This window comes from Paenibacillus sp. J22R67, from assembly GCF_059692175.1.
This window is the reverse complement of record NZ_JCAUAX010000027.1, coordinates 1-26,485: the sequence shown is the minus strand read 5'-3', so window position 1 is coordinate 26,485 and position 26,485 is coordinate 1. Positions and strand designations below refer to the sequence as shown.

Here is a 26,485-nt window from a genome sequence, read left to right as displayed (position 1 = left end):
GAAATGTTTCAATGTTTCTTCTGTTCCCGCATGCCTTAAAAGGGTAAAGTACGGTCGCAACAGCTTAGTATTCTTAAGATTACTATATTTCAAAGTGATGAAATCCTACGAATGAATGAGTATTCGTTAGATAAATCCTTAATACTGAGGGACGAAGAACTATAGTTCAATCACGACATGACGGCAGCCGGTACACGATCGGCTGTCGTTGTCCGTAGGAAGTAACGAGCAGGATAATGGGAATATATTGAAGAATAAGATGACCATTAAAGTGTTTTAAGGAGGGCGTCAAGTTGCAATATTTTATTGGTATCGTTCCACCTGACAATTACAAAGAACAAATCTCCTCCTATCGGAATCAATGGGCTAGCAATCGCCTTCGAGATGTTGTAGAACCTCACATCACAGTTAAAGCCCAAGGTGGACTTACTGAAGATATGAGATGGCTTGAAAATGTAAGATTAACATGTTCATTGTTTCAAAGCTTCAAGTTAACATTGTCAGAGCCAGCAACATTCGGAACAGCAGTAACCTTTCTTAGTGTTGAAACAAATAAAATATATGATTTGCACAATCGTTTAGTTGAATCGGTGTCGCCAAGTCTGGATCTTATTTAGCGGTATCTAGAATTAGATCGTTACCATCCTCATTTGACTTTGGGCCAGACGCATTGGGGAATGGTTGATAAGGAAATCGAAGAAATGAAAAATGCTGCAAGAGACGTGTTGGCTCCTTTTCCAACATTTAAGGTAAATTATGTTCGAATATATAAAGAATCTAAACCTAATAAGTATGAGCCATTTGAGGACATTCAACTTGCAAGATAATCGAAACGTGAAGTCATTGAACTCCCTCGGAAAACGACAGTTGAGGAGCTTGCATCGCCTCAGCAATATTTATTTCTACAGAAGTAGATATCTTAAATTCCATATGCCAGTTGTTTGCAGAAATGTAGGAATTACAATAAAGGTAATAAGGGGGAGTCCTGCATGATTACGCTCAGAAAAATTACTCTGGAAAACCGGCGTGCCATGTTTAACATGGAAGTTTCAGAGGACCAACGACACTTTGTTGCGTCAAATCTGTCCAGCGTGGCTTCTTGCTATGTCCTTGTAACCAATGGGGGACATCCATTCCCATTTGTCATTTACGCAGATGAGCAGCCTATCGGGTTTGTTATGTTGGCTTATGGAATCACCGGATACGATGAACCGTCAATCGCAGAAGACAACTATTGCATCATGCGACTAATGATTGACAAGCAATACCAGAACCAGGGTTATGGTCGGGAAGCCATGGAAAAAATATTGGAATTTATCCGCACCTTTCCAGCAGGACCAGCACATTTCTGCTGGATTCCTTATAAATCCGATAACGTCGCTGCCAAAAAGCTTTATGAAAGTTTCGGCTTCCGTGACAACGGTGAAGTTTTTAACAACGAATCAATAACTGTTTTGCGACTCTGATTTCCTGTCAAACCACTAAGCGAGCTCAAGGGAAGGCCTATTCCGCTAACGGCGAACCGTTTGTTCAATAACATCATCTGAAGCCTTCATAACTAAATGACGACCAATGAGAGGAATATATGAATGACAATACAACCTAGATCCCTGAATGTCGAAATAACCAAAAAAGTACAGCTAGATTATCTCATTTCTCATCCTGAGGGATATGATGATTCAACTCGTGAGTGGGGACTTATTATTTTTTTACATGGTATGGATAAGAGGGGGGAGGACGTATCCCAACTATCTAGTTATGGGCTGCTTGAAATAGTTAACGAAGGTAAATTATCACTACCCTTTATAGTTGCGGTTCCCCAATGTCCAAGTGAGTCTTATTGGAACATGGAGCGTGATGCAGTTACTGCTTTGGTAGATGAGCTTATGACTATTCACCGCGTAGATTCTAGACGTATTTATTTGATAGGGTATAGTATGGGAGGATATGGAGTTTGGGATTTAGCTATCCATAATCCGAAAACGTTTGCTGCAATTGTACCATTGAGTTCAGGTGGACAAATTTCTAAAGCAGAGCATCTTAAAAATACTTCAATTTGGGCTTTTCATGGAGCCATAGATGAGATTGTCCCATTAGAACAGATGACAGATATGGTAACCGCAGTAGAACAGCATCAAGGAAGTGTAAATCTTACCATATACCCTGATTTGGGACATGATATATTGCGAACAACATTGAGCAACCAAGAGTTATATATTTGGCTACTTGAACAAAAAAGTAGAGTGGAACTACCTTTATGAGGGAAAAGCGTTAAACTAACTGGGAACGATAGTACAATAAACAGGGAGCAGATTGCCGCGGCAGCTGCTCCCTGATTTCATTAAAGTAACAGGCAGACTAACGGGGGAAATATTTTCACTGGATATCCATTATATGTTAATGTTTAGATAGACATATTGAGTAAATGAGTCGCAATGAGGAGGACAATGATGAAACGGATGCCATTTGAACGCCCAACGGACCATTATGATGAACGAATTAGTAATATTGATGAGCAAATTTGCGATTTGATAAGACAACGAAAGGATATATCAGATAATAATCCAGGTTTCCCACCATTTGAGTATATCTCTAATTGGGCAACTACTTTTGAACTTTACGAAGATTTCTTGAAAGCCGTATTTGGAACTTTAAGAAATGAAGAACACTTCAAACCAATGGTTGAACCATCTGGATTCAGAAAGCATATTCCAATCTTAAAATCCGTTGAAAAAGGTGAGTTATTTTATACGCTTACCTCTCTACGACAATACAGTAATGCAAGTGTAATAACTTTCAGTATAGATTGGGACATGACAACGGAGCTTCCATTAAATCCTCACAAACACAGCCATTTTGAGTTGTATTTAGGAGAACGTTATGACTGCCGAATGGTTAATGGTGGAAGCACTTCAGGACATTCATCTTATAATTACGTTGTATCACCTCCACTATCTGACGATATATCAGGAATTGAATTAGTGTTCAAAGAATATAGCAAGCCATTTAAGATCAGTGAGACGGGTACTTATATAGTCTTTAGGGTGGAATGATTTTAGCGAGATTGCACATTTTATTCAGCTAAACGGCAGATCTGATCAACCAATATATGTATTAACTCGTCTTTTAAATGGGGATTATTGTTAAAAAGGGGTGTGGAATTGATGAGTATGGTGAAAATTAAAAAAGTCGCTTCGTATTTGGGATATTTCACTTCAGCAATTACAATATTGCTGTTTATTGTTATTAGGATTCAAAATGGGTCAGACTTAGGACCGCTTCCAGCAATTTTGATTCCCGTTTGTTTACTGTCAATAATCTCATCAGTTACTAAAAAAGTAATTTTCATGTATATTACTTTGCTTTTGAGTTTACCACTTCTTTCCTTATGGGAGCCGAACATGGGAAGTATGGGGCTTCTTTTCATAATTCCTATGTTTATATTCCCTGCAGCATTATTGATGAGTTTTGAATTTGTTCGATTCAGAACTCAAAAATCCAGTTGAATATTTTAAATAGGCGTTCAACTAACGCAGAACGATTGTTCTAAAAGGAGTGATATTGCTGGATACAACTGAATTAAAGAAATTCATGGTTGAGAAGAAGCCGTTTGAGGAAGCTATAGATGGGTTTTGGGGTTGGATAAAGTCGTGGAAAGCAGATGAACCAGAAGATTATTTTGAAGTATTCGGAAACGAAGATATTTCAACAATAGAATTAACAAGAGAACGGATTGCTCTGGTTGTCAATTGTAATTTCGACACACCAATCGAGTTCATACAAACCACTTTAAACGTAATTTATAAAGAAGACCTTATTGCACAATATTATTATTTACAGAATTTCAATGGTGAAGTTATTGATGACGTACTGTCATTTGAAAAATACTCTGTAATCACAAAAAAAGATTAAGCTAACGGGACACTTTAGCACAATAAACAGGGAGCAGATTGCCGCGGCAGCTGCTCCCTGTTTCCGTTAAAGTAACGGGAGGATAGCTTAATCACTTAGCGAATTATTTAAATATCCTACATTCAATGAGGGGTGAACGTTTTTGAATGCAATTCTAAAAGACTCAAAACAGATTCAATACTATACATACCTTGGACCTATATTCGAGGCTTTTCAAAATCGACAACACGATTATAATTGGTTATTAACAGATTTAGAACTAAACTGGATACCAGATGATTTTTTGAACTACTTCGGAGAATATCAAGTAAATAAAGGGACTTGGGATAGAGATAATAAATACTGGATTTCAGGCGAGCAATTAACAAACTTAATTGGCAATAATAAAATCCAATTTATTTGGGGTGTAATCTCAGGGTTTAGAAAGTCGGAGAAGATTGAAATTAATAATTTGAGCGTTATTCCGTTTGCTGATGGTAACCCAGGGTTTTGGAAACCAGGAGTCACAGTTCAACATCCAAAAGCTGAAGTAGAAATTGTCTGTTGGGATTCTGGACTTACTCTCATGATAAGTAAAGACCAATCCTTAGTTAAAAGCTTTATGGATTTTTTAAAAGATGCAAAAGACCTTGATGAGTACAATTTGGAAGACTGATATTCAGTACGTCGTTCAACTAACGGAAAACTAAAGTTCAAAAAAGGCATGGAGGGGCTGAATAAAGACAACGCGGCAGCCGGTCATTGATGACCAGCTGTCTTTTCCACGCTTGACAGAAAGAGAAATCGGTTTTGAAGGATTTTCCATCTTTGTGACGAAAGTCGATGCTGGAGGTGTTTTATATGGAAGTTGCAATAGACTTAGATTTCACCCCAAGATCTCCACGTCCAGGTGTGCCATATACGGAATCAAACTTTAAACGTTCATCATCTCCATTCACATTTCGAAGTGAAGAAATTGGAATTGCCCTGGTAGACTTGTGGAACTTTGGGTGGGAGGATGGCCCTATCATTGATTCCTTAGGTTTTGAGTTAAGCACGGAGAGAGGTATCTCTCACGCAAATAGGAAGAAAGAGATCATTCTGAACAAAATAACCCCAGCAGTACGTTTACTGCGACAGCATGGGATCCAAATATTCCATTGCAATCATCCTCAGTTTTTGACTCATTACCCCCAGTGGCTCACATCGACGAAAGAGGAAGAACGGGATAGTTTGGCTAACCTTCAGAATTTATGTGAGGAAAGTATGGAAGAGAAGAGCAATGCATTTCCTGAATTCGAATGGCAGGAAACTTGGAGATCCAGACACATGGAAAGTGTGTTTAATGACTCCTGGATGAATGTGCAGGGCAAGGTCTACGACCAAATCAAGATACCAAATGAAGTCGACCCGAAAGATGGAGATCTGCTCATTTATTCTAAAGAACAATTCCACCGCCTTCTTCGGAGTAGAGGCATTAGAGTGCTTTTTTATATGGGATTCGAGACGGACGAGTGTATTATAAACAGCACTTACGGCATTCGGAACATGAATTCTTATGGATATATGACAAATATCGTTCGAGATTGCACGACAACATATGAATCGGCTGAAACGTTAAAAGGGTTGTGGCGCACAAAGGTAGCCATTGAACAGATTGAGAAATTATGGGGGTATTCAGTAACCTCCACGAATCTTGTGAATTCTTTCGAAAAGTTATAACTCCAGTGGGTTACCAGGGAGCAGATCGCTGGTAGAGTAAACGTTATACAATATTGCATAGTATTTTGAAAAATCGAGGTGTTGGGTTGTGATATTTTTTAATAAAATAGAAGTTATTCCGATGAAGAGCGAATACTGCGATATTGAGCATCACACAATCGTTATAGATGGTATTCCATTGGATTTATTGCTTCATAGTTATCACCCTTCAACTCATTTTAAGGGTTTGATCCCAACAATTATTGACTGGATTGACAATCCAAAAGAGAAAGAATTTATTAAGGGTAGGTTCAAATCAACTAGTAAAGAATTCGTCTTACCAGTATTGATGTGCCCAGACGACTGTGATTTATGGTGTGCAAAAATTGTTGCAAATGTAGTAAAGGTTGATGGGTTTATCACATGGAAGCAAATTGGTATTGATAAAATTGCAAGGGAAGAGCTGCTTCTGGGATACGAAAATATCGGAATAAATGTTGAATGGTTTGAAAATATCCCTATTATGACATTCGAGGAAACACAATATTATTCCCAACTTAGCAAGATCTACGATTAAACTAACGGAGAACGTTAGTTCAATGATAACAGCGGCAGTCTAAGACTTTATTTTCAAGTCTTGGTCAGCCGCTGTTTCTTTTTTATGGGATAGTCTAAAACTTATTTTCAAAAGCAGACGCTTCGTCAATTCGAAAGCCGCGATAAATGAACGATTCCAGTCTAAAACTTTATTTTCAACGGACACATAGACGAAAGGGGTACGTCAAGTAGTGTACGCCGTTTCCCTTAAAATGGCTCACCAAAAAAGATTAAAAGAATAAATTAAAACAGAAATACATAAAAAGGAGGTTAATGTACTGTGTCACAAGCAAATATACCTAATATATCACCTACTATTTCTGTCACACGTGATGATGCGATCAATTTATTGCTTTCGTCTATAGCCATGGAAGAACTTGGATTAAGCCATATACTCAATGCGGAAGGTGAAAAACTCCAGTATGTACTTGGAACATTGCCGGGATTGACGGGACCGCCGGCGACAATCAGTGATATATTATTAATAAATGACAGTGTAAAAAGTACGATTAATGCGGTAACCAGGAAAGAATTCATTCTGCAATCCAAGTTGGAAAGTATTCTTGAGACCCCTATCTCTGTAGGAGCCACAGGGCCTGCGGGTCCTACTGGTCCTACTGGCGGACCAGCAGTTGGTCCTACTGGTCCAACGGGGGCGCAGGGAATTGCAGGAGCAACAGGAGCAACAGGAGCAACTGGAGCAAGTGGAGTAACAGGAGTAACAGGAGTAACAGGAGCAACAGGAGTAACAGGAGTAACAGGAGCAACAGGAGCAACAGGAGTAACAGGAGCAACAGGAGCAACAGGAGCAACAGGAGTAACAGGAGTAACAGGGGCAACAGGAGTAACAGGAGTAACAGGAGTAACAGGAGTAACAGGAGTAACAGGGGCAACAGGAGTAACAGGAGTAACAGGAGCAACAGGAGCAACTGGAGTAACAGGAGCAACAGGAGCAACAGGGGCCACAGGAGTAACAGGAGTAACTGGAGTAACAGGAGCAACAGGAGCAACAGGAGCAACAGGAGCAACAGGAGTAACAGGAGCAACAGGAGCAACAGGAGCAACAGGGGCAACAGGAGTAACAGGAGCAACTGGAGCAACAGGAGCAACAGGAGCAACTGGAGCAACAGGGGCCATAGGAGTAACAGGAGCAACCGGAGCAGTTACAACAATACAAAACGGGCTCTTCCTAGTTAGTGTATCACCCATTGCAGACGGAACAGATATTTCATATGCAACCTCATTTATTAATGGGTCTAATATTTCGCATCCAACAGCAACAACCTTTTTATTAGCAACAGGGCACATTTATATGGTTTCATATATTTTCAGGGCAACTAGTTCAATAGCTGGAAACATTACTGTTACACCAAGGCTTAATTTAGTATTTAAAGGTGATTTTTCAGGTAAAGCAAATACTGGGACTTTAGATGCTAATGCGAGTGTATCTGGTACGTTCTTAGCTGACGCTACTGCAAGTGCTGTTACAGTGGATTTTCTTTATAATGGCTCTGCCCCAGCTAATCCGACTGATGGTTCTGTTTCGATTATTCAGATTCAGTAAGTTATTAGAAGCTGTCTTTTGCATGAATTTACTCCAAACCAACAAGTCTAATCATAGATGAACGTTAAGCTATCGATGAACGTTTGTTCAATACACAGCAACGGGGGGCTGCCTGCACGATCGGCAGCCTTTTGCTCACCTGACGGTCTGCTAACGATATTAATATTGAATCCAGTAGGGGTGACTATATGAGTGAATATATTCGAGAATTACGTTCATTAGTTGGAACAAGACCTTTGATTTTAGTTGGTGCTGTTGTTATCATTCAAAATGATAATCACCAATTTCTTTTACAACATCGCAAAGACGGTAATTGGGGGTTACCAGGTGGTCTTATGGAGCCAGGGGAATCATTAGAGGAAACAGCAACTAGGGAAGTATACGAGGAAACTGGGTTAACTTTAAACCATTTAACCATGTTGGAGTTATTTTCTGGTCCAGATCTTTATTTAAAACTAAAAAATGGAGATGAACTTTATTCAGTAACTGCAATGTATCTTTGCAATGATTTCAGAGGAGAATTGGTGAGCGATTCAACCGAATCACACGAGGTGCGTTTTTTTGATGTGGGCGATCTTCCAAATTTAAACGCTGCAAATACAATATATCTTGCAAAATACTTTGAATCTAAATTGCACCATAAAAATTAACCTAACGAATGGGTGTGAAGGTGTCAAATAAAAATATAGGTAGCTCTGTAACATATTTGGGCTGTAAGGAAACTGTTTAACTCTAACGCAAAACTTTAGTTTAATAAGTTTGGGGTGAGGTATTTGCTGGAGGAGATACTTTCAATTATTTTTGGTGTTGCAATCTTCCTAGTTTTTAAATTGAATTTAAGCAAAGACAAATTTTCGTAGAGAGATTACATATTTAAGTTAATCGGGATTACGGTTTTCATTTTAATAATAAAGTGGATAATATCGTTTTTTTAAAACTAAATTCCGTTGCCGAAATTAATGGGTAGTGGAAATCTAAACTAATGGGATACGATAGCTCAATACAAACGAAGAACGGCAGCCTGCATAAATGGCTGCCGTTTTCTCAACTAACGGGCAGATTAACGCAACTAAATTATTCAATTTTCGTTTGTATGTATGAGGTGAAAATAAGTTATGAAAAGGATTTCTTTATTGTTGCTTATAGCTCTAAGCATATTTGTAATTTATCAAATTCAAAAACCCATCCTAACTGAAAATAGTGCTATTATCAAAGCAAAAGAATATGTAAAAGTAATCAACGAAAAAACGAATGGTAATTGGGATACGGAGAAACAGGCTGAATATTGTTTACTAGAGAATGATTCATTCTGGAACAAAATTATTGGGAATAGCGCCTTTTTTTGTTCAATATTTTTATATTTTCGACAAGAGTATTGAAACAAGTATTCCTAAAATTGATATCCATATGAAAACTGATTTAAATATACTTTTGATAATCGAGTCCTGACTTTTCAAATCATTACCATGGTTTTCATGCATGGCTAAATCCATGTTTCCCATAGAATTAGAAGAACCCTTAGAGCCTACTCCTTTGAAAAGCAAGGTTAATATTAGCAGAATTATAGAACCCATAAAAAGATAATCAGAGATTTGTTGCATTTTATTAACCACCGCCTTATTAACAATATTAGCACATTTTAACAATCGTGTTAAGCAATTTATAACTTTATCGTATTTCAAACGTAAAAAATCTGATATTTAACTTTATTGAAGTAACGGGAGTTTAACGGAAAAATCTTGTGCATGAACAGAGTGATGAAAGGATATTTTAGAGTTCAGCACGAATACTCCTGAGTATAAAAGTAAAGCAGGTGAAAAATGTATTTATCTGAAATATCAGCTTTAAAGTTAATAGAATTAGGTTTTAAAAGAACATATTATATTGGTGAGAAAGCACCGTTCGATTTCTACAAATTTAATAATGAAGAATGGATAATAGGAGGTCGAATCCTACCACAAGGAGATTTACTGGCACCTTCATCTGTATATTGTGAAGGTACGTGGCTTCCTAGTTTATCCGACTTAATGAATTGGTTGTCGGATAACGGCTTTACTTTTACTTTAGAGTCTAAGGAATTGGGGCATGGTTATGTAGTTCATGTACATGAAACTCACGGAGGTATAATTAAGGGTAAGGGTGGCACTGCTGAACTCGCTTTTTCTAAGGTCATTGAGGAAATTCTTAAGAGAAGTTAGTTTTATCGAAATATGAATAATCTCGAAGGAGCCGCGAAAGCTGCTCCTTTTGTCGTTAAGCTATTGGTCAGATTAAGCTAGTTAACTCAATTATTATGGTAAGAAAAAAAGCACCCTCGTTAAGTGATTAAGCTGATACTATGTTAAAGCATTTCATTCAGGATATCCCGTATAATTCTGTTGACAAATAATTGTCCTCGAATGGGTGCAAGCTCCATCATGGACCAAGGCCAAGCTGATAAAGAGGGCGGCGACAGGCGTATAGTCGAGCTTGGCGCGGATTTATAATGCATCTTAAGGTTGAACGTTTTTATGTTTTAATTGTTTGAGTGAGGTTACCCAGATTCTCAAACCTGTCACCCATAGCGTCAATGCAGAGCCAAAACCGATAAAAGTAGACGTGACTATCAGAGATACATCACCAAAAGTAGCATTTATCGGTAGAAATAAAGAAATGATGCCTAAAATACAGAGTACTGCACCTGTACCATAATAAAACTTTTCTCGAAACAGTTGAGCTAAAGGAAAAAAATGAATACCAACAATGATAGCCATGATTGGAAAAAAGACTTCAAAATGATTAATTATGTTACAAATCACACTCGCAATAAAGATCGCAAGACCCTCTAGACCAAAGATTAAACCAAATTTCTGATTTATTCTTTTCCAATCTTTTCTCTCTTTCGGTGTAACAGCATTGTTGATGTTACGAGCCTTACCAAAAAGCGAAATGGCTCCGATAAGTAAGATTAATGTCACAACACCCGAAAGAACAAGTAACCATGGAGCTCCAAATTCACGTGAACCAATAATACCAATAGAGGCCCAAAGCGCTCCAAAAATAGTCATGAACATTACGCCATTTGCAGCTCCAAAGACAGCAGCTTTCGGCAGTTTTACTAAATCAGTCATATTAAACAGACTCCTATAATCCAAATTTGTTACTCTTATAAAACCACCATTTTCTTTTTATGTCTAGTTTTTTAACAAATGCTATGTTTACGTCTCGGTCTGGAGATAATTAACCTTTAGATGCATAGATAAAGAACGATAGTTTAACGAACCAGGAGCAGATTGTCATCGTCAACTGCACATTTTTCATTAAGCTAAAGGACAGGATGCTAACTGGCAGGATTGTTGAAAAAATTATTGAATACCATAACAAAACACTTGAGATAAATGGGAGGTTTTAATTTGTTAACTTAAATTGGAAACAGGATAGAATTAGCTCTGCAATGCGCGGAGTGAATCCGTTGGTAATTGCAGAGATGAGAAGTGGGTTTGCTGTAATTGGTGATACTCACTTCTTGCCGGGCTACTGTGTGTTATTGCCTTCGAGAATTGTTGGCTCATTAAATGAGCTCTCCTATAAGCAAAAAAGTGAATACCTCTTAGATATGAGCATATTAGGCGAAGCGATTCATAAGGCTTTGAATCCTCGCAGGATTAACTACTCCATATATGGAAATACGGATGCGTTCTTGCATGCGCATGTGTTTCCAAGGTACGAGTGAGAATCGGAAGAGAGAAAATACATGCCAGTATGGCAATACCCTAAAGAAATGTGGTGGGATGCGCAAAATCATTATTCCGATGAAAAGCATTGTTTGTACTTGCTTGAAATGGTTAAGGAAGCGAACACCGAGGTATGAAGTAGAGGGTTCATTGCGCTAACGAGCAACGATAGTTTGATGAAGAAATTTGGATGATCCATCTTAAATGATTGAGGCTGCTGTTAGGTAGCTTCTTTGTTTTTTGGATATGATGTTTATATATATCGAAAGGGGCAAAATCAATTGAAGAATAACAAACCAGTAAAGTTGGAGGATCTAATTAGTGAGATTGAGCTTCAAATTGATGATACTTTTACTTTTATAAACACTAATACAGGCGAAGTTATCACATTAATGAGAGAAGAAATGAGAGCTGCAGAAGATGAAGAACCACTTGAAAAATATCCTGACTGGCAAAGAGCAAATATAGAGAAAGCTATCAGCATAATTGAGGATGAAGACGGGGTTTATGTGGACTTTACATTAAGAAACAACTTCGATGAATATGAAATCATAGAGGATTTTATTGTTAGTCAAAAGGATCAAAAAAATAGAGAAGAACTGTATGACACCATTCAGGGAAGAGGAGCTTTTCGAAGATTTAAAGATAGAATAATAGAACTTGGCGTTGATAAGCAATGGTACAAGTACAAAGAAAGTAAGATAAGGCAATTAGTAATTGAATGGTCTAAGAAGCACAATATAGAAATCCAGGAGTAAGAACGGATCTTGTCGTTTCGACTGTCGGGTATATGTCGGCGGCTTCATTACGTTAACGGAGGTTACTTCCAATATCTGTTATAATCATTATGAATATTTTTTAGGAGGATGAGGCGATGCTTGGTCTACCGAAAGGGGAAGTTTATCTGATTCCTTGGACAAATGATTGGGTAACTGAATTTAGGAATGAAAGTGAAAAAATTAAATCTGAACTCGACGAACTTGTCCTAGCAGTTCACCATATTGGGAGTACAGCGGTAAAGAACTTATCGGCTAAGCCAATAATTGATATCGCAATCGAACTGAATGAATATCAACTCGGCAAACAGTGCGTTCAGGGTTTGAAACGACTTGGTTATGAATATAAAGGAACAGATATGCTGCCGGATAGGTATTACTTTAGCAAAGGGGAGCCAAGAACTCATCAGATACACATGTTCCAAACGGGTAATCACTATCTGATAAAGCAACTTGCATTCCGGGATTATTTAATAAAAGACAATGAGGCATTGAATGAATATCAGACATTAAAAGAGACGCTTTCCAGAAAACATCAAACTGATAAAATTACTTATTCTCATGAAAAAACGGAATTTATAAACATTATTATGGAGAAGTTAGGATTCAACTAATGGGAACAACGGTACAATTATTAGGAGGTTGATGGTAAATAGATAAGGACTTAAAAAAGAAATTATCCGATGAGTATGTGAGGGATTTCCTGGAGCTAAGAGTAATTATTAATAAACTAGACCCTCTTGGCTTAATCCGGGGCGGAGCTCCAGATAATGAACATGATAATCTAACACAGAAACTTATTAGGTGCTTGTACAACCATAAATTAGAGAATGTGAGAGATTTATTGATTGATTGTTATGATGAATACGGATTCAACGGAAGGAGCATTCAGGAAGAATATAAAGATAGTTTTAACAAGAAAATTGAGGGCATATACAATTTAGTCGAAGATTGGTATCTCAATAAATATAAAGAGCGTTGAGCTAACGGAAAAACGTTAGTTCTATTGAGTATCAGAATCCTTGAGGGCTAGTAACGGATCGTGGGGGGGTTAGAAAACCAACAGTACAAAGAAATTGGGATGAAGCAAAACCTGGACCTAATGGTGGAAAACTATGTCCATCTTGTAACCGAAGAGAAAGGAATAGGAAAGACTAATGAATAAATATACTGAATTTTTAGAAAAGCATCTGGGAACCATTCAATATGGTTGGAGTAAGAATGAGAATGATCAAAAACTTCCATTTAAGATTGTAAAGTATGCCGGAGGGCCTTTTCCAGGTACTGTTTCATACTCAACATTAGGATTGAGTAATGAAAATTAGACATCTATTGTGTCAGGAAAACAAATACGACAAGAACTAATATTTAATGCGTATGCATCTTTCGGAGATAATAATATTCCAGATATTCTTCAGCAAATAGGTCAATCAGCATTGAAAAACAAAAGAGCTTATTTAAGAGGTGATGTTATTGGTCCTAATGGTAAAATATTTGATAACTCGGATCTGGAGGCTCTATATGTTACATCCCCAGTATATTTCACCGATGAATTTTTCACATTCGACATTGACAATAAGACAGCAATCATACAAGCATGGGTAATACCAATAACCTCTCAGGAAGCAGACTTTATCAAGAAGTATGGATGGGATAAGTTTGAAGACATGCTAGTTGATATAAATCCTGATTTAATTGACTTTAATAGATTAAGTATTGTCTGAAAGTTTCTTATAAACAATTTATGATTCTTCTTACCACCTTCCGATTAACCATCGTAGGGTGGTCTTCTTTTATCCGCCTCCAGAAATTGAAGTATTAGACGAGCAGTACAAAGGCTTACATGGGTCATTAAAAAGCTTGCAAATCGGGGAGAGGTCGAAGCCAACTTGTACCCTCATTGTTTTCGCCATACTTATGCGTGCCAGATGCTGGAAAACGGAGCACCTTTGGATTTCATTCAAGGCATGGTGGGTCATGAGAAGGCATCGACCACTCAAATATATGCCAGCTTCGCGGCGAGCGCCGAAGAATACTTTTTCGTCGGTTCTTTTAGACTTTCTCTGCCCTATAGTAATAATGGTTTGGGTCATAATAATATCGCTGTTACTAAACTAAAGGGCAGATTACCGTAATAGTAATATCGTTTGACAGGTTCTAAAAAAGATGTTATTTTTGGATGAGTAAATAACTCACTCATAAAATAAGGGGTGTCCATCATGGCCAAGACTAATATTCTGCCTGATTTGCTGATGAGAAAAAGAAACCAACGCAAGAATGCCCGCATCCTCCGTATGCAATCGCCGAACGGCATCGCCGAAGGCTATTATGTGAAAATCGGGGGCATCGATCAATGGGTGACGATTCGCGGTGAAACGCGTGACAATCCCGTTCTACTGTTCGTTCACGGAGGGCCCGGATCGACGTACTCAATTTTTCACCCCATTCTGCGCCCTTGGGAGAAATACTATACAATTGTTCATTGGGATCAGCGAGGCGCAGGCAAGACGCTCCGCCGCAACGGAAAAAACGGCTGCGGAACGATTTCTTTCGATAGGATCGCTGAAGACGGGATCGAAGTTGCAGAGCATGTGTGTCGAGAGCTCGGTCAGGACAAAGTGGTTCTCATCGGAAGTTCCGCCGGGAGCCTGCCGGCTATCCTAATGGCGGCACGCTGCCCCGACTTGTTTCATGCTTATGTTGGAACGGATCAGAATGCACCAGACCCTAAACACCTTGCACAAAACCTTGCCTTGGAGGCCATGCGTGCCGCGGGAATGGAAAAAGGCGTCCACTTGTTGGAACGGATGGGGTCAGATCCTTCCCGTTGGGCACTTCCAGATTTTGATAAACGAAATCGTTTTATTGTAAAGGTCCCGCAGAATGTTCCAAACTTTGTTATGGACCTTGTCCTGCCAGCTCTACTCGCCTCTCCGGATCACAATTTCCGGGATATTATTGATGTTTTCAAAGGGATGAATTTCTCGCTTGAGCACTTGTTCCGGGAGATGGTTACCTTCGATCACGGCAAGCTCGGGAAAAGGTTTGAATTGCCTTTCTTTATTTTTCAAGGGGACTCCGATATCATCACCCCGGTTGCTGCGGCAAAAGCGTATTTCGAAGAAATCGAAGCTCCTCATAAAGAATTTGCGCTCATTCGAAATGCTGGCCACCTCGCATGCTTCTCTCGTCCGGAACAATTTCTCAATGAATTGAACAAGCGGGTGCGTCCGATGGCAGTCACATCATAGGATCTGCCGTCAGGTGCAATCTTGAATTTTGAGCTATAATTAAAAAGCAAAATTCTCTAGAAGAACGGAGTATGAGACCTTTGTCACCTTTAAACAAGCGACAGCTGGAAAAAATTCGCGATGACCGCCGGGAGCAGATCAAGCAATCGGCGCTTAAGCTATTCGCCCGTCACAGCTTCAGTGGCACCAAAACGAGCTTGATCGCTGCAGAAGCCGGGATTAGCGAAGGATTGATCTATCGCTATTTCTCTTCCAAGGACGAATTGTTCACCGAACTCGTGATGGAATTGATGGATGAAGCGAGCGAAGCGATTCAATCCATTCATCTGTTGCCAGGCACACCTTACGAACAGGTTAGCACATTGACCCGAGACATGCTGGACGAGAACAACAAATACGCCTTTATGTTCATTCAGCAGGCGCGTCAGACAGAGAATATTCCGGAGAAGGCTTCGCAGATTTTGAAGCTACATTCCGGAAATGCTTTAATCGAGCAGCTTCTGCCGATTTTCGTGAAAGGGCAGGAAGCTGGTGAGTTTTCGGCAGGTAATCCCCGGGAACTGCTTTCCTGGTATCTAATGATCATCAATAGTTTGGTTCTTCTGGCTCGAGGGGATGAAGAGTTTGGACTACCCCCGGCGAAAGCTTTGATGCGCGTGTTGACCGAATAACAATGGGATGTCAGAGACCTACAGCCCCTCCATGATTACGCTAACGACGAACGTTAGTGAAACAATCAGGAAGCAGATCGCCCCGACCGGCATCTGCTTCTTTATCGTTGAAGTAACGGGCAGCATACGATAATGGTTTACTTATAAATTTACAGTATAATACTAATTTGTCTCTCAATAAGTTTGTTTGAATTAGATAACAAGCTTTGAACTTCCAAAAACAAATAAAGAGAATTGAATAAAAAAGCGCTCACTCATTTATCGAGGTGCTTCTTTCTCCCGACTTTTATTTCTCTATTTTACTTAAAAGAGTATCGAGCTTTTTGGATACCTTTTTTAGATAGCTATGGTTTAATCTTATTCTTTACGTCGTCAATAATTTTGAAACACCACACAGTCAAAAATGAAACAAAGGTAACTCAGTGTAGTACATCCCGGCGGCGTAAACTTCATAATAGCATAGAATTTTGTGATTTTAGGTACACTTTTGATTAAGGGAATAAGAAAGCAGGAACAAAGAAGTGTAGTAAAGCCTCCCTATAGTCGGCTTTCCCGATAACAGAGACGAAACACTCCTCATCTAAGTGGTAAGAATAATCCTGAGCAAGTCTTCAATCATTTGGCGAAGCTCCAGCAAGGCTCTTAAAGTGCAAAAAGAGACCCGCACGCGAAGCACCGGCCGCCTCTGCTATTTCATTCATTGAGACTCAATTATAGCCATACTTGAAGTCCGACGTATCGGAGAGAATATGAAGTGTTTATACAATTTACAATGTTTGTATATTTGTTTATTTGCAAATATACATAATATGTTTTGTCTAATAAAAACAAGGAGACTTGATATAATGACTTCAGCCCAAAAACCTTTAGATTCGGCATTCGGGTTACAAACAACCGCTCAAGAAGCACTTGCTGGCCGCGACCTCCGTGGAAAAGTTGCAATAGTAACAGGTGGTCATGGTGGTATCGGATTAGAAACGACGCGTGTTCTGTCTAATGCAGGAGCCACCGTCATCGTAGGTGCACGTGACATTAATAAGGCACAAGCCAAGCTTTCGACAATGAAGAACGTCGAGATCATTCAGCTTGACCTGGCCGATCCTAAATCCATTGATCGATTCGCCACCGAGTTTCTGAAGTCCAACCGGCCGCTTGATATTCTTATCAATAACGCAGGTGTTGCAAACCCCCCAGTAATTAAAGACGATCGCGGATTCGATACCCAATTCGCGACGAATCATTTAGGACATTTTCAACTGACGGCTAGGTTATGGGAAGCGTTAGTGAAATCCGGAAACTCCCGCGTAATCACACTTTCTTCGATCAGCCATATGTTAGGACCGATTGATTTCAGCGATTTGAATTTCACCAAGAGGTCATATGACAAGGACATCTCCTATGGAGAATCGAAGACTGCATGCTCACTCTTCGCAGTTGAGCTTGATAAACGGGGTAAAGAGCACGGAATTCGCGCGTTTGCCGTCAATCCAGGTGCTATTCTCACTGGTTTGACTCGACATCTGACTGATGAGGAATTAGCGGCCTGGGGTGTTCGCCGTGGAGAAAGCGGTGAATTCATCTCTCCCGAAGGCTTCAAATCTGCCGAGCAAGGCGCTGCCACATCCATTTGGTGCGCTGTGAGTCCGATGTTAGAGGGAAAAGGCGGAGTTTACTGTGAGAACTGCGACATCGCGGTTATTGTTCCTGCGGATAGCAAGCTTATGACCGGCGTACGTGAATGGGCCATCGATCAAAAAGCGGCTGAAATGCTTTGGACCATTAGCGAGGACCTCTTGCACATTGGATCAATTCCGGAAATCTCAAATAAACATTTAATCAGCTCTATATAAATTAAATCATATCTTCCATTAGAACATTTCAAAGAGAGCAACCGGACAATTACTGCACATGCTATTAAGGCAGGCATTATGGCAACTCTTCTGACACACCATTAGCGAGGAAACGAATCGCAATTAGCTTCGAAACCATCTGGGATACTTCTAGGCTTGTAGCGCGGCATGTTTGTAAAAAAAACGGAAAGAGTATAGGAGGATGAAAGATGGAGCTGACAAACAAAACCGTAACCGGAGCAGCAGTTACTTTCGTGAAGGATCTCAAATGGTTCGACACGATGCCGGGCGAACAGATGGCTATTCGCATTCATAGCAATCAAGTTGGAGGGGCAATTACTGTCGTCGAAGCACGGGTACCGACTTTGATTGGCCCACCGAAGCATATTCATAAGAAACGGGAAGAGATATTCGAGATTCTTGAAGGAACTTTCCGTTTCCAATGCGGAGAGGAAGAGTTTGAAGCTACTCCCGGAACGAGTGTCGTGGTTCCTCGTGGCGTACCTCATGCGTGGGCTAACGTGGGATCCGAAATGGGACGTATCCTTTTCACCTTCGCTCCTGGTGGTATTGACGATTTCTTCCCTGAAATTAGCAGACATTCACTCGAGGAAATTGGGCGACTGGCGGAGCAGTATGACACATTGATTATTGGGCCTCCAATTCTTCAGCAATCTCGTTAACATTAAAAAAGTCTCGATCCCTGAGCTAAATGTAAAATAAAGAGCATTTCTATCCACTAGGGTTACGAGTGGACAGAGATGCTCTTTTTCTTATGGTATCATTAACGATTGTTGCATAGAGGCTCCTTTTCTTTCGCCAGCAATGGTAAGTAATGGTGGAAAATCATGGCGTAAAGTGAATCAGGAAACTGAAATTTTGATCGAGAACGCCAATCTTGCATGACAATATCATTACGAACTTCGTCAAAATGCTCATCGGAGTCCCCCATTTCATTTTGGCTCAAATGACTTAGTGTTTAATCGGTAATATCAACTTATACAGGTAGTACATCCATTTTAGCTTGATAGAATGTTTTGTACAGAGACCGTTTACTAGAATACTCTCACAATGTAAAGCGATTTCCTGCTGATAACTGTGCCGACTAAGGCTGGCGAAGAATTTATGAAGCTAAAGAAACTGGTTAGACTACCTTATATTGCATTAAAAAACAACAAGATGGAAAGACTCAAACTAAAAGATCAAAGTGTGAAACAAATAACGATGGTCTTAATGGCGGTATCATTTTAGTGTTTTGGGAGTTTCTAGATATTGTGAAAACCCGTAAGTTCTAATCCTTTCGACGAGAGTTTTTGGAAAAACGAGTAGGAGGCACTCAAATGATTGTAATTGGATTAATTGCATTTGCCGCTATGGTGTATCTCGGTTTTGTTTTAGTGAAGCCCGAGAAATTTTAAATGTAAACTATGAGCTCAAGTAAGCAGAAGGAGAACCTACTATGGGTATGGGATTGTTACAAGTAGTCATCACACTGATAATTAGTTTGCTTCTGGTGAAGCCTGTGGGTAGTTATTTGGTCAAAGTTTTTAGCTATGAAAACAGTGATAGTGGCCTTAATCGTGTCTTTGCTCCTCTCGAGCGTGTGTCTTATCGCATTATGGGAGTTAAAGAAGACGAAGAAATGGGTTGGAAAAAGTATTTAGGAGCTCTGCTTTTAGTGAATTTTGTTATGGTGCTTCTCATGTATGCTACTTTTCGGCTTCAGAAGTATTTGCCTCTTAATCCGGATGAAATCGGGAATATGCCGCCGGCATTGGCCTTTAATACGGCTATCTCTTTTATTACAAATACGAACTGGCAAGCCTATAGTGGTGAAAATGCACTATCCTATTTGTCACAAATGATGGGGCTTACGTTCCCGATGTTTACATCGGCAGCAACTGGATTCGCTGTAGCCGTCGCATTCACACGCGGTCTGATTGGCCGTCAAGATAATCTCGGTAACTTTTACGTAGATTTGACTAGAGCGATAACACGTGTATTTATACCGCTTAGCTTCATTGTTGCTTTAATCTTAGTTTTCCAAGGTATTCCACAAACATTGCTGGGGGCCGTGCAAGCTACAACAATTGAAGGCGCTCAGCAAACCATTACCCGTGGTTTAGTTGCTTCATTTGAATCCATTAAGCATATTGGAACAAACGGTGGCGGGTGGTTCGGTACGAACGCTGCGCATCCTTACGAGAATCCGACACCGGTATCCAACTTAATCCATATTTTATGTATGCTGCTGCTGCCCACATCTCTGGTATACGCATTCGGCTTAATGATCAAGAACAAAAAGCAAGGTTGGACCATCTTCGCAGCCATGGGCATCATCTTCTTGGTTATGGTTGCTACTGTATTCTATGCCGAGCATAAAGGTGTACCTGCGGTAGATGCGTTAGGTGTTCATAGTAACATGGAGGGTAAAGAGGTTCGATTCGGACCGTTCGCATCCGCTTTGTTTACTGCTGTAACCACGGCTGCCACAACAGGCAGTGTGGATAATATGCATGAATCCCTTACACCGCTAGGAAGCGTCGTACCTCTTGCGCAAATGATGTTGAACAACGTATTTGGTGGTAAAGGCGTTGGCTTGTTAAATGGCTTACTTTACCTGATTTTGTCAGTATTCATATGTGGACTGATGGTAGGTCGTACGCCTGAGTTTTTAGGTAAAAAGATTGAGGGTAAAGAGATCAAACTAGCGGCCATCGCCATTTTGATTCATCCGCTCATCATTCTGGCACCGACAGCTTGGGCGCTGACTCGCCCCGAATCGATCACTTCCATTTCTAATCAGGGTTTTCATGGTCTTTCGGAAGTGCTGTATGCCTTCACTTCAGGTGCCGCAAATAACGGATCTGCCTTTGGCGGTTTGAGCGCCAATACGAACTTCTATAACTTGGGTATCGGTATGGTCATGCTATTTGGGCGTTACATTTCAATTACTGCGATGCTGGCCATTGCCGGTTCTCTGGCTATGAAGCGTGTCGTTCCTGTAACGACGGGCACACTTCGCACGAATACACCCTTATTTATGGGGATCTTAATCATGATCATTCTAGTTATTGGTGCTCTAACGTTCTTCCCGGCGCTGGCATTGGGGCCGATTGCTGAACATTTGGCGGCGCGTTAAGAGAGAGGGAGGATTCACATGGCTGTAGAGCGCAAAAAAACCATGAGCAAAGAAATTATGAATCAAGCAATCGTTGATTCGTTCAAAAAATTAAATCCCTGGGTGATGATAAAAAATCCAGTTATGTTTGTGGTTGAGGTAGGTACGGTTATTACATTGCTGCTTTCACTTGCTCCGGATTTGTTTGGTTCAACAGAAGTCGGGCGGGGCTATAACATCGCTGTGTTCTTAATATTGCTCTTCACGTTACTATTTGCTAACTTCGCTGAAGCTCTGGCTGAAGGTCGGGGCAAAGCGCAGGCGGATTCCTTGCGGAAGACCAAATCCGATACGAAGGCTAGATTGGTTCAGAAGGATGGGTCTTATAAGGAAGTCTCTTCGACTTCTCTCCGTAAAGGAGATGTGGTCCGCATTGAAATTGGAGAGATCATCCCCTCCGATGGTGAGATTATTGAAGGCTTAGCTTCTATTGATGAATCAGCCATTACAGGTGAATCAGCTCCGGTTATTAAGGAAGCAGGAGGCGACTTCTCATCGGTTACAGGCGGTACTCGGGTAGCATCTGACTATATCGTTGTTAAAGTGATGACTGATCCCGGCGAATCATTCCTAGATCGCATGATAGCTCTCGTAGAAGGTGCCACACGGCAGAAAACGCCGAATGAAATTGCGTTAACAACGTTACTTGCCGTGCTGACGCTGATCTTCTTAATTGTCATTATGACGATGGTTCCAATAGCACAGTATTTAAACGTGAAGTTAGAGATATCCACCTTGATTGCTCTGTTGGTCTGCCTCATTCCGACGACGATCGGCGGTCTCTTGTCCGCAATTGGAATTGCGGGCATGGATCGGGTTACTCAGTTTAATGTACTTGCTATGTCAGGTAAGGCGGTTGAAGCCGCAGGAGACATCGATACAATGATTCTGGATAAAACAGGGACAATTACCTTCGGGAATCGGATGGCTTCCGAGTTTGCACCAGTGAATGGGGTAACGGAGAAAGATATTACGTTTGCTGCCCTTCAAGCGTCTGTGAAAGATGAAACACCAGAAGGACGCTCTATTGTGGAGCTTGCGAATAAACTAGGAGAGTCTTGGCAAGCAGGTGCGTATGTGGGTGCCGAAGTGGTGGAATTCACTGCTGAAACGCGTATGTCAGGTCTTAATCTAGTAGGCAGTCCACAAATCCGAAAAGGCGCGGTTGACGCGATCAAGAAATATGTAACGGCTTTGGGCGGCAAAATTCCTGATGATTTAGAAACGATAACGAATCGAATCGCCAAAGCTGGAGGCACACCGCTGGCTGTTGCGGTAGGAGAGCGAATTTATGGCGTGATTTATCTCAAGGATACGGTAAAACCGGGCTTGAAAGAACGATTTGCCGAGCTGCGTGCGATGGGTATTAAAACTGTCATGTGTACAGGAGATAACCCGCTGACAGCTGCGACGATTGCAAATGAGGCCGGCGTAGACGAATTTATCGCGGAGGCGAAGCCAGAAGATAAAATTGCTGCGATTAAAAAAGAGCAGCAAGAGGGGAAATTAGTAGCTATGACTGGCGATGGCACGAATGATGCTCCTGCGCTTGCGCAGGCGGATGTCGGACTTGCGATGAATTCAGGAACGATGGCTGCCAAAGAAGCGGCCAACATGATTGATCTTGATTCGGATCCGACCAAGCTGCTATCTGTTATTTCGATAGGAAAACAATTGCTAATTACCCGCGGAGCTTTAACGACGTTTTCAATCGCCAATGATATCGCCAAATACTTCGCGATCATTCCTGCGATGTTTATTCTAGCCATGCCACAGTTGCAAGCATTGAATATTATGAATCTGGCATCGCCAGAGTCGGCTATTCTGTCAGCGCTTATTTTCAATGCGATCATCATCCCTCTGCTAATCCCAATTGCGATGAAAGGCGTTAAATACCGGGCGATGTCAGCTAATAAATTGTTATCACGCAACGTTCTGTTATACGGTATCGGCGGGGTTGTTGTTCCATTTATTGGAATTAAAATCATTGATATGGTGCTTCATGGATTAAACATCGTGTAACGAGATAGAGAGATGAGGAGATAGCGTTATGAAGTCGGTTGTTATAGCCATACGTGTGTCTTTATTTTTCATGATCGTCTGTGGGCTTATTTATCCGCTCGTAACGACGGGGGTGGCGCAAGTCTTGTTTCCTAAACAAGCGAAAGGAAGTCTCATCGAATCGGACGGTGTCGTGATTGGTTCGCAATTGCTCGCTCAGAATTTTGAGTCTCCGAAGCTCTTTCATCCAAGGGGTTCCGCAGCAAAATATGATCCGACCGCTTCATCCGGCTCCAATACAGCGGTAGCTTCAAGCGATTATGCAACTGCAATGCTTGAAAAGATTGATGCTTTAAAAAAGGAAAATTCGAAATTAAGTGACATTCCCGCTGATTTAGTAACCGTGTCAGGTTCAGGTTTCGATCCGGACTTGTCTCCGGAAGGGGCTAAGGCCCAAGTGCCTAGAATTAGTAAGGAAACGGGGATTACGGAACAATCTCTCAATGATCTCGTCGACCGACTAACAAAGACAAGGCAGCTTGGAGTATTTGGAGAGCCTAGAGTCAATGTGACGGAATTAAATATTGAATTGCTAAAGCAAGTGAAATTGTAAGAAGCAGGAAGCCACTCTCTATTTGGAGAGTGGCTTCTGTGTCATTTTAGAGAGTAGGAGAATAATGCCACTTAACATATTCCTCATTGAACTGTGTTTTAATTAAGCCTTTTATTCTTTATGTTAGGTTGGTTACGAAAATGAAATCAGCATTTTCGTGAAATTAAGATTATACGTAGAAGGACTTTTAAGTAGGATCATGATTTGCGTCTCCTCCAATGGTTTATTGAAGTAACGGTGAACAATAGTTGAATAAAACAGTAAGGATCCGTCCGCAGCGGGACCTTTTTGCTAGGGTCAACAATTAGCTGTTTGGCCTTCGCTCACTCATCTTGTTACCCGCATAGCACGTATTCCCATCCTGTTCCACAGTATTTCCTTTATACAGGACATGAATCAGAAAATGGCAACTTTCATCGTTCTGCGAAATCTATTACTGCCGCTGTTTCTTTAATGGAAATTCCTATTCCGCCCATTAGGAAAAAAGATTTTACTTGTGACCATTATCCCTGGGCATATTGCAAAATAGAGGATACATCAGCGTGCACGACAGAGCTGCGAACGTGATCAGTGCACCTGCGAGATCCAGCGTCATCAAGACGAATACGAGATACAGAATCGGTGTGAATAGCAGAATGCCCGGCAATGCGAACAAAGCTGACACCCAGGTCCTGGCTCCATCCTGCATTAGGAAAGATGCATTCAGCCCGATCAAGCTGAACAGAAGCGGCCATGTGAACAGGTAGCTTCCGCCCGGCAGATACAGGGTCGACGCTGCACAGAGGAGTACCCACAGCAGCAGCGTGCCGACATACAGGTTCTCTGTCTTCATATAGCGAGAGAACCAGCGGATAAGCAGAACCGTTATCAGCAGCATGAACAGCAGCAGGCCGATGAAGTAGTACGTACTGGCATCGGGGTCTTTGATGATTGATTCATAGTACGGATGCGGCGCGATTGCACGAAAAATATTCCATACCAAGGTGACTGCCCCGAACACAACCACCAAACTAAGCAGGGTCACAAGGAAACCGATCATCAATCCCTTTAGGCTCAAGCGGTGCCGGTATAGGCCGATCCATACGGTAAAGACGAACATCAGCAGGCCAACCAGCATGAATCCCTGCGCCCAAGATTCCGGATAGCTGATCATGCTCCAGCCGAAGACGTTAAAATAGACCCGATCTTCTTGCTTCACGTCGTTCAGATCCAACTGGCCAAAATGCTTCGTCAAACTAAGCATATAGTTTCCTTGATGCTGGAGACTGGAACGATCGAGGTTCCCAGGCGTATCAATCTCCTCATGATATGCATTCAAGCCCATGGCGAAGGCAAAATTCAGGCCGGGCAGCCCTCCTTCGCGGAATTCTGTCAGATCGGTATCGTTTGGCATTAATTTATAGACGTTATAGATCAGGGAATAAGCCACCGGCTGAGGAGCTGCCTTCATAAATTCCTGGATCATCCATCCGTTCTGCTCGGTTGTCTCGAACATGAAGGAAGGCCCTTTATTCCCTCGTGCTTCAAAATTGAGCACCAATCCGACATCCTTGGCTGAGGGATGCTCCTTCATGAACGCTTTTGAGCCCAGCATTCCAGGTTCTTCGCCATCTGTCATGAGTAGCAGAAGATCATTCTTAAGCGGGCCAGATGCTTGAAGCGCACGTACCGTCTCCAGCATTGCCGCGATGGCCGAGCCGTCATCGGCAGCTCCCGGACCATCCGGAACAGAATCATAATGCGCTGCGAGCATAACTGCCTTGCTGTTGTCCTTACCTGGAATACGCGCCATAATGTTCTCGATGGTAATGGTATGTACGTCTGTTTGGTGAGTGGGCCGATCAGGCCCACTTGTCAGCCCGGACTCCAATTCCGGTGTGACCTCCACTCGTTGAACCTCCGGCTTCAAGCCCAAGCCCTCGAGTTCCGCCAACAAATAATTCCGCACCTGGTCATGCGCAGGAGTGCCCAAGGAATGCGGTTCCTTCGCAATGATATTTAGCTTCTCCGACGCGCGGGAGGCAGAAAAACTGTCTTCAGGAGCATCGGCCTCTGCAGGCTCCGGCGCCCGAATTTGCAGTAAGCCAATGAGTATTGCACCGAACACCAGAGCTAGAATACAAATTCGCTTCAGCCATCTGGCGGCACCCGGTCCTGCTGTTGGTTTTACAGTTGTCGATATGGGATGATGGGGGGACACATGATCACTCCTGATTCATAAATTTTATAATTCGAAATAAACTTCAAGTGCAAGCGCTTTCTGCGTTGTTCCAGATTCTTCCACAGATTTAACCTCCTAATGTGAATTATACGTGGCAAAGGAGGGGGCTGGAATGACCTTGAGAATGGGGTTGCTCCCATACTTTGGTCTAGTCGGACGACTTGTCAACATAATATTCATGTCGGTTCTTAAGAATATGCACCGATTAATGATGCGCAATTAGCGGTTTTTTTGTGTAATCGGTACATATTCTTAAAAAATTTCATTCTCAAGAATATGTACCGATTACCGATTAAAGACAAAAATATATACCTATTCCCGCGTCATGTTCGGCTAAGCTAAACCAGCTAATAACTTGTCAAGATTTTTCAATAGAAAATCGAAAAGATGATGCTATACTAATTACTGAGCATGCTAAATAACCTTCCAATATGGTTTTGGAAAGTTTTTCATGG

General features: G+C 41.2%; 30 protein-coding genes. 27 read left to right on the top strand and 3 right to left on the bottom strand.

All coding sequences use genetic code 11. The features are described 5' to 3' along the window. Positions 1 to 293 precede the first annotated feature (293 nt). The 13 genes from AC58VC_RS37760 to AC58VC_RS37700 all read left to right on the top strand — a co-directional run bounded on the left by AC58VC_RS37760 (position 294) and on the right by AC58VC_RS37700 (position 9,951). Entirely contained in the window at positions 294 to 617 is a 324-nt protein-coding gene (locus AC58VC_RS37760; RefSeq protein WP_497376619.1) for a 2'-5' RNA ligase family protein, read from the top strand. Positions 618 to 989: 372 nt separating this feature from the next. Beyond that, complete coding sequence (locus tag AC58VC_RS37755; protein ID WP_497376618.1) at positions 990 to 1,466, top strand: GNAT family N-acetyltransferase; 477 nt, start codon at positions 990 to 992, stop codon at positions 1,464 to 1,466. Between the two features lie 123 nt (positions 1,467 to 1,589). Beyond that, positions 1,590 to 2,261 (top strand): carboxylesterase family protein, encoded by a 672-nt coding sequence (locus AC58VC_RS37750; protein WP_497376617.1) that lies wholly within the window; start codon positions 1,590 to 1,592, stop codon positions 2,259 to 2,261. Between the two features lie 189 nt (positions 2,262 to 2,450). After that, positions 2,451 to 3,053, top strand: coding sequence for a hypothetical protein (locus AC58VC_RS37745; protein ID WP_497376615.1), 603 nt, complete (start codon positions 2,451 to 2,453; stop codon positions 3,051 to 3,053). A gap of 111 nt (positions 3,054 to 3,164) precedes the next feature. Then, positions 3,165 to 3,506, top strand: coding sequence for a hypothetical protein (locus AC58VC_RS37740; RefSeq protein ID WP_497376613.1), 342 nt, complete (start codon positions 3,165 to 3,167; stop codon positions 3,504 to 3,506). 85 nt (positions 3,507 to 3,591) lie between these two features. Further along, on the top strand, positions 3,592 to 3,912 hold the full coding sequence (locus AC58VC_RS37735) for a hypothetical protein (RefSeq protein ID WP_497376611.1): 321 nt from the start codon (positions 3,592 to 3,594) through the stop codon (positions 3,910 to 3,912). Positions 3,913 to 4,054: 142 nt separating this feature from the next. Beyond that, the gene (locus AC58VC_RS37730) at positions 4,055 to 4,567 is read left to right on the top strand and encodes a hypothetical protein (RefSeq protein WP_497376610.1); all 513 of its coding nucleotides are present in this window, start codon (positions 4,055 to 4,057) and stop codon (positions 4,565 to 4,567) included. Positions 4,568 to 4,752: 185 nt separating this feature from the next. Continuing rightward, positions 4,753 to 5,613, top strand: a complete 861-nt coding sequence (locus AC58VC_RS37725) for a hypothetical protein (protein ID WP_497376609.1) — start codon at positions 4,753 to 4,755, stop codon at positions 5,611 to 5,613. A gap of 88 nt (positions 5,614 to 5,701) precedes the next feature. Then, entirely contained in the window at positions 5,702 to 6,169 is a 468-nt protein-coding gene (locus AC58VC_RS37720) for a hypothetical protein (RefSeq protein ID WP_497376608.1), read from the top strand. Between the two features lie 300 nt (positions 6,170 to 6,469). Next, the gene (locus AC58VC_RS37715; RefSeq protein WP_497376607.1) at positions 6,470 to 7,753 is read left to right on the top strand and encodes an alpha-helical endospore appendage domain-containing protein; all 1,284 of its coding nucleotides are present in this window, start codon (positions 6,470 to 6,472) and stop codon (positions 7,751 to 7,753) included. 188 nt (positions 7,754 to 7,941) lie between these two features. Then, complete coding sequence (locus tag AC58VC_RS37710) at positions 7,942 to 8,403, top strand: NUDIX hydrolase (RefSeq protein ID WP_497376606.1); 462 nt, start codon at positions 7,942 to 7,944, stop codon at positions 8,401 to 8,403. A gap of 465 nt (positions 8,404 to 8,868) precedes the next feature. Continuing rightward, complete coding sequence (locus AC58VC_RS37705) at positions 8,869 to 9,132, top strand: hypothetical protein (RefSeq protein ID WP_497376605.1); 264 nt, start codon at positions 8,869 to 8,871, stop codon at positions 9,130 to 9,132. Between the two features lie 441 nt (positions 9,133 to 9,573). Beyond that, complete coding sequence (locus AC58VC_RS37700; protein ID WP_497376603.1) at positions 9,574 to 9,951, top strand: hypothetical protein; 378 nt, start codon at positions 9,574 to 9,576, stop codon at positions 9,949 to 9,951. A 294-nt stretch (positions 9,952 to 10,245) separates the two neighbouring features. Here AC58VC_RS37700 and AC58VC_RS37695 read toward each other — a convergent pair whose 3' ends face one another. After that, the gene (locus AC58VC_RS37695; protein WP_497376602.1) at positions 10,246 to 10,863 is read right to left on the bottom strand and encodes a DUF7010 family protein; all 618 of its coding nucleotides are present in this window, start codon (positions 10,861 to 10,863) and stop codon (positions 10,246 to 10,248) included. Between the two features lie 884 nt (positions 10,864 to 11,747). Here AC58VC_RS37695 and AC58VC_RS37690 point away from each other — a divergent pair. From AC58VC_RS37690 to AC58VC_RS37655, 8 genes are all read left to right on the top strand, one after another. Beyond that, a complete protein-coding gene (locus AC58VC_RS37690) occupies positions 11,748 to 12,224 on the top strand; it encodes a UPF0158 family protein (protein ID WP_497376600.1) in 477 nt (158 codons plus the stop codon). Positions 12,225 to 12,340: 116 nt separating this feature from the next. Next, positions 12,341 to 12,856 carry a GrpB family protein gene (locus AC58VC_RS37685; RefSeq protein WP_497376599.1) on the top strand — a complete coding sequence of 172 codons (516 nt, stop codon included), beginning with the start codon at positions 12,341 to 12,343 and terminating at the stop codon, positions 12,854 to 12,856. Between the two features lie 543 nt (positions 12,857 to 13,399). Then, positions 13,400 to 13,567 carry a hypothetical protein gene (locus AC58VC_RS37680; RefSeq protein WP_497376598.1) on the top strand — a complete coding sequence of 56 codons (168 nt, stop codon included), beginning with the start codon at positions 13,400 to 13,402 and terminating at the stop codon, positions 13,565 to 13,567. 9 nt (positions 13,568 to 13,576) lie between these two features. Beyond that, the gene (locus tag AC58VC_RS37675; RefSeq protein WP_497376596.1) at positions 13,577 to 13,966 is read left to right on the top strand and encodes a suppressor of fused domain protein; all 390 of its coding nucleotides are present in this window, start codon (positions 13,577 to 13,579) and stop codon (positions 13,964 to 13,966) included. A 165-nt stretch (positions 13,967 to 14,131) separates the two neighbouring features. Then, a complete protein-coding gene (locus tag AC58VC_RS37670; RefSeq protein WP_497376595.1) occupies positions 14,132 to 14,377 on the top strand; it encodes a tyrosine-type recombinase/integrase in 246 nt (81 codons plus the stop codon). Between the two features lie 84 nt (positions 14,378 to 14,461). Next, complete coding sequence (locus tag AC58VC_RS37665) at positions 14,462 to 15,493, top strand: alpha/beta fold hydrolase (protein WP_497376594.1); 1,032 nt, start codon at positions 14,462 to 14,464, stop codon at positions 15,491 to 15,493. Positions 15,494 to 15,573: 80 nt separating this feature from the next. Further along, positions 15,574 to 16,164, top strand: a complete 591-nt coding sequence (locus AC58VC_RS37660) for a TetR/AcrR family transcriptional regulator (protein ID WP_497376593.1) — start codon at positions 15,574 to 15,576, stop codon at positions 16,162 to 16,164. A 7-nt stretch (positions 16,165 to 16,171) separates the two neighbouring features. Continuing rightward, complete coding sequence (locus AC58VC_RS37655; RefSeq protein ID WP_497376592.1) at positions 16,172 to 16,297, top strand: hypothetical protein; 126 nt, start codon at positions 16,172 to 16,174, stop codon at positions 16,295 to 16,297. Between the two features lie 478 nt (positions 16,298 to 16,775). Here AC58VC_RS37655 and AC58VC_RS37650 read toward each other — a convergent pair whose 3' ends face one another. Then, on the bottom strand, positions 16,776 to 16,865 hold the full coding sequence (locus AC58VC_RS37650; RefSeq protein ID WP_497376591.1) for a TetR family transcriptional regulator: 90 nt from the start codon (positions 16,863 to 16,865) through the stop codon (positions 16,776 to 16,778). A gap of 144 nt (positions 16,866 to 17,009) precedes the next feature. On the opposite strand from AC58VC_RS37650, the gene AC58VC_RS37645 reads away from it, so the two are divergent. The 6 genes from AC58VC_RS37645 to kdpC all read left to right on the top strand — a co-directional run bounded on the left by AC58VC_RS37645 (position 17,010) and on the right by kdpC (position 23,809). Beyond that, the gene (locus AC58VC_RS37645) at positions 17,010 to 18,014 is read left to right on the top strand and encodes an SDR family NAD(P)-dependent oxidoreductase (RefSeq protein ID WP_497376589.1); all 1,005 of its coding nucleotides are present in this window, start codon (positions 17,010 to 17,012) and stop codon (positions 18,012 to 18,014) included. A 209-nt stretch (positions 18,015 to 18,223) separates the two neighbouring features. Further along, the gene (locus AC58VC_RS37640) at positions 18,224 to 18,697 is read left to right on the top strand and encodes a cupin domain-containing protein (protein ID WP_497376588.1); all 474 of its coding nucleotides are present in this window, start codon (positions 18,224 to 18,226) and stop codon (positions 18,695 to 18,697) included. 657 nt (positions 18,698 to 19,354) lie between these two features. After that, positions 19,355 to 19,432, top strand: coding sequence for a potassium-transporting ATPase subunit F (locus tag AC58VC_RS37635; RefSeq protein ID WP_497376629.1), 78 nt, complete (start codon positions 19,355 to 19,357; stop codon positions 19,430 to 19,432). A gap of 47 nt (positions 19,433 to 19,479) precedes the next feature. Further along, positions 19,480 to 21,156: a potassium-transporting ATPase subunit KdpA gene (gene kdpA, locus AC58VC_RS37630; RefSeq protein ID WP_497376628.1), complete on the top strand. Its 1,677-nt coding sequence runs from the start codon at positions 19,480 to 19,482 to the stop codon at positions 21,154 to 21,156. A gap of 18 nt (positions 21,157 to 21,174) precedes the next feature. Then, positions 21,175 to 23,217 (top strand): potassium-transporting ATPase subunit KdpB, encoded by a 2,043-nt coding sequence (gene kdpB, locus AC58VC_RS37625; RefSeq protein ID WP_497376587.1) that lies wholly within the window; start codon positions 21,175 to 21,177, stop codon positions 23,215 to 23,217. Between the two features lie 28 nt (positions 23,218 to 23,245). Continuing rightward, positions 23,246 to 23,809, top strand: a complete 564-nt coding sequence (gene kdpC / locus AC58VC_RS37620; protein WP_497376586.1) for a potassium-transporting ATPase subunit KdpC — start codon at positions 23,246 to 23,248, stop codon at positions 23,807 to 23,809. Between the two features lie 490 nt (positions 23,810 to 24,299). Here the strand turns inward: kdpC and AC58VC_RS37615 are convergent, their stop codons facing one another. Then, a complete protein-coding gene (locus AC58VC_RS37615; RefSeq protein ID WP_497376585.1) occupies positions 24,300 to 26,009 on the bottom strand; it encodes a M20/M25/M40 family metallo-hydrolase in 1,710 nt (569 codons plus the stop codon). Positions 26,010 to 26,485: the final 476 nt, after the last annotated feature.

Bases quoted from the DNA above. Each gene is read 5' to 3' on its own strand.
- AC58VC_RS37755 (WP_497376618.1), top strand. From the start codon at position 990: ATGATTACGCTCAGAAAAATTACTCTGGAAAACCGGCGTGCCATGTTT.
- AC58VC_RS37750 (WP_497376617.1), top strand. From the start codon at position 1,590: ATGACAATACAACCTAGATCCCTGAATGTCGAAATAACCAAAAAAGTA.
- AC58VC_RS37745 (WP_497376615.1), top strand. From the start codon at position 2,451: ATGAAACGGATGCCATTTGAACGCCCAACGGACCATTATGATGAACGA.
- AC58VC_RS37740 (WP_497376613.1), top strand. From the start codon at position 3,165: ATGAGTATGGTGAAAATTAAAAAAGTCGCTTCGTATTTGGGATATTTC.
- AC58VC_RS37735 (WP_497376611.1), top strand. From the start codon at position 3,592: ATGGTTGAGAAGAAGCCGTTTGAGGAAGCTATAGATGGGTTTTGGGGT.
- AC58VC_RS37725 (WP_497376609.1), top strand. From the start codon at position 4,753: ATGGAAGTTGCAATAGACTTAGATTTCACCCCAAGATCTCCACGTCCA.
- AC58VC_RS37710 (WP_497376606.1), top strand. From the start codon at position 7,942: ATGAGTGAATATATTCGAGAATTACGTTCATTAGTTGGAACAAGACCT.
- AC58VC_RS37705 (WP_497376605.1), top strand. From the start codon at position 8,869: ATGAAAAGGATTTCTTTATTGTTGCTTATAGCTCTAAGCATATTTGTA.
- AC58VC_RS37700 (WP_497376603.1), top strand. From the start codon at position 9,574: ATGTATTTATCTGAAATATCAGCTTTAAAGTTAATAGAATTAGGTTTT.
- AC58VC_RS37695 (WP_497376602.1), bottom strand. From the start codon at position 10,863: ATGACTGATTTAGTAAAACTGCCGAAAGCTGCTGTCTTTGGAGCTGCA.
- AC58VC_RS37685 (WP_497376599.1), top strand. From the start codon at position 12,341: ATGCTTGGTCTACCGAAAGGGGAAGTTTATCTGATTCCTTGGACAAAT.
- AC58VC_RS37680 (WP_497376598.1), top strand. From the start codon at position 13,400: ATGAATAAATATACTGAATTTTTAGAAAAGCATCTGGGAACCATTCAA.
- AC58VC_RS37665 (WP_497376594.1), top strand. From the start codon at position 14,462: ATGGCCAAGACTAATATTCTGCCTGATTTGCTGATGAGAAAAAGAAAC.
- AC58VC_RS37655 (WP_497376592.1), top strand. From the start codon at position 16,172: ATGTCAGAGACCTACAGCCCCTCCATGATTACGCTAACGACGAACGTT.
- AC58VC_RS37650 (WP_497376591.1), bottom strand. From the start codon at position 16,865: ATGAATGAAATAGCAGAGGCGGCCGGTGCTTCGCGTGCGGGTCTCTTT.
- AC58VC_RS37645 (WP_497376589.1), top strand. From the start codon at position 17,010: ATGACTTCAGCCCAAAAACCTTTAGATTCGGCATTCGGGTTACAAACA.
- AC58VC_RS37640 (WP_497376588.1), top strand. From the start codon at position 18,224: ATGGAGCTGACAAACAAAACCGTAACCGGAGCAGCAGTTACTTTCGTG.
- AC58VC_RS37635 (WP_497376629.1), top strand. From the start codon at position 19,355: ATGATTGTAATTGGATTAATTGCATTTGCCGCTATGGTGTATCTCGGT.
- kdpA (WP_497376628.1), top strand. From the start codon at position 19,480: ATGGGATTGTTACAAGTAGTCATCACACTGATAATTAGTTTGCTTCTG.
- kdpB (WP_497376587.1), top strand. From the start codon at position 21,175: ATGGCTGTAGAGCGCAAAAAAACCATGAGCAAAGAAATTATGAATCAA.
- kdpC (WP_497376586.1), top strand. From the start codon at position 23,246: ATGAAGTCGGTTGTTATAGCCATACGTGTGTCTTTATTTTTCATGATC.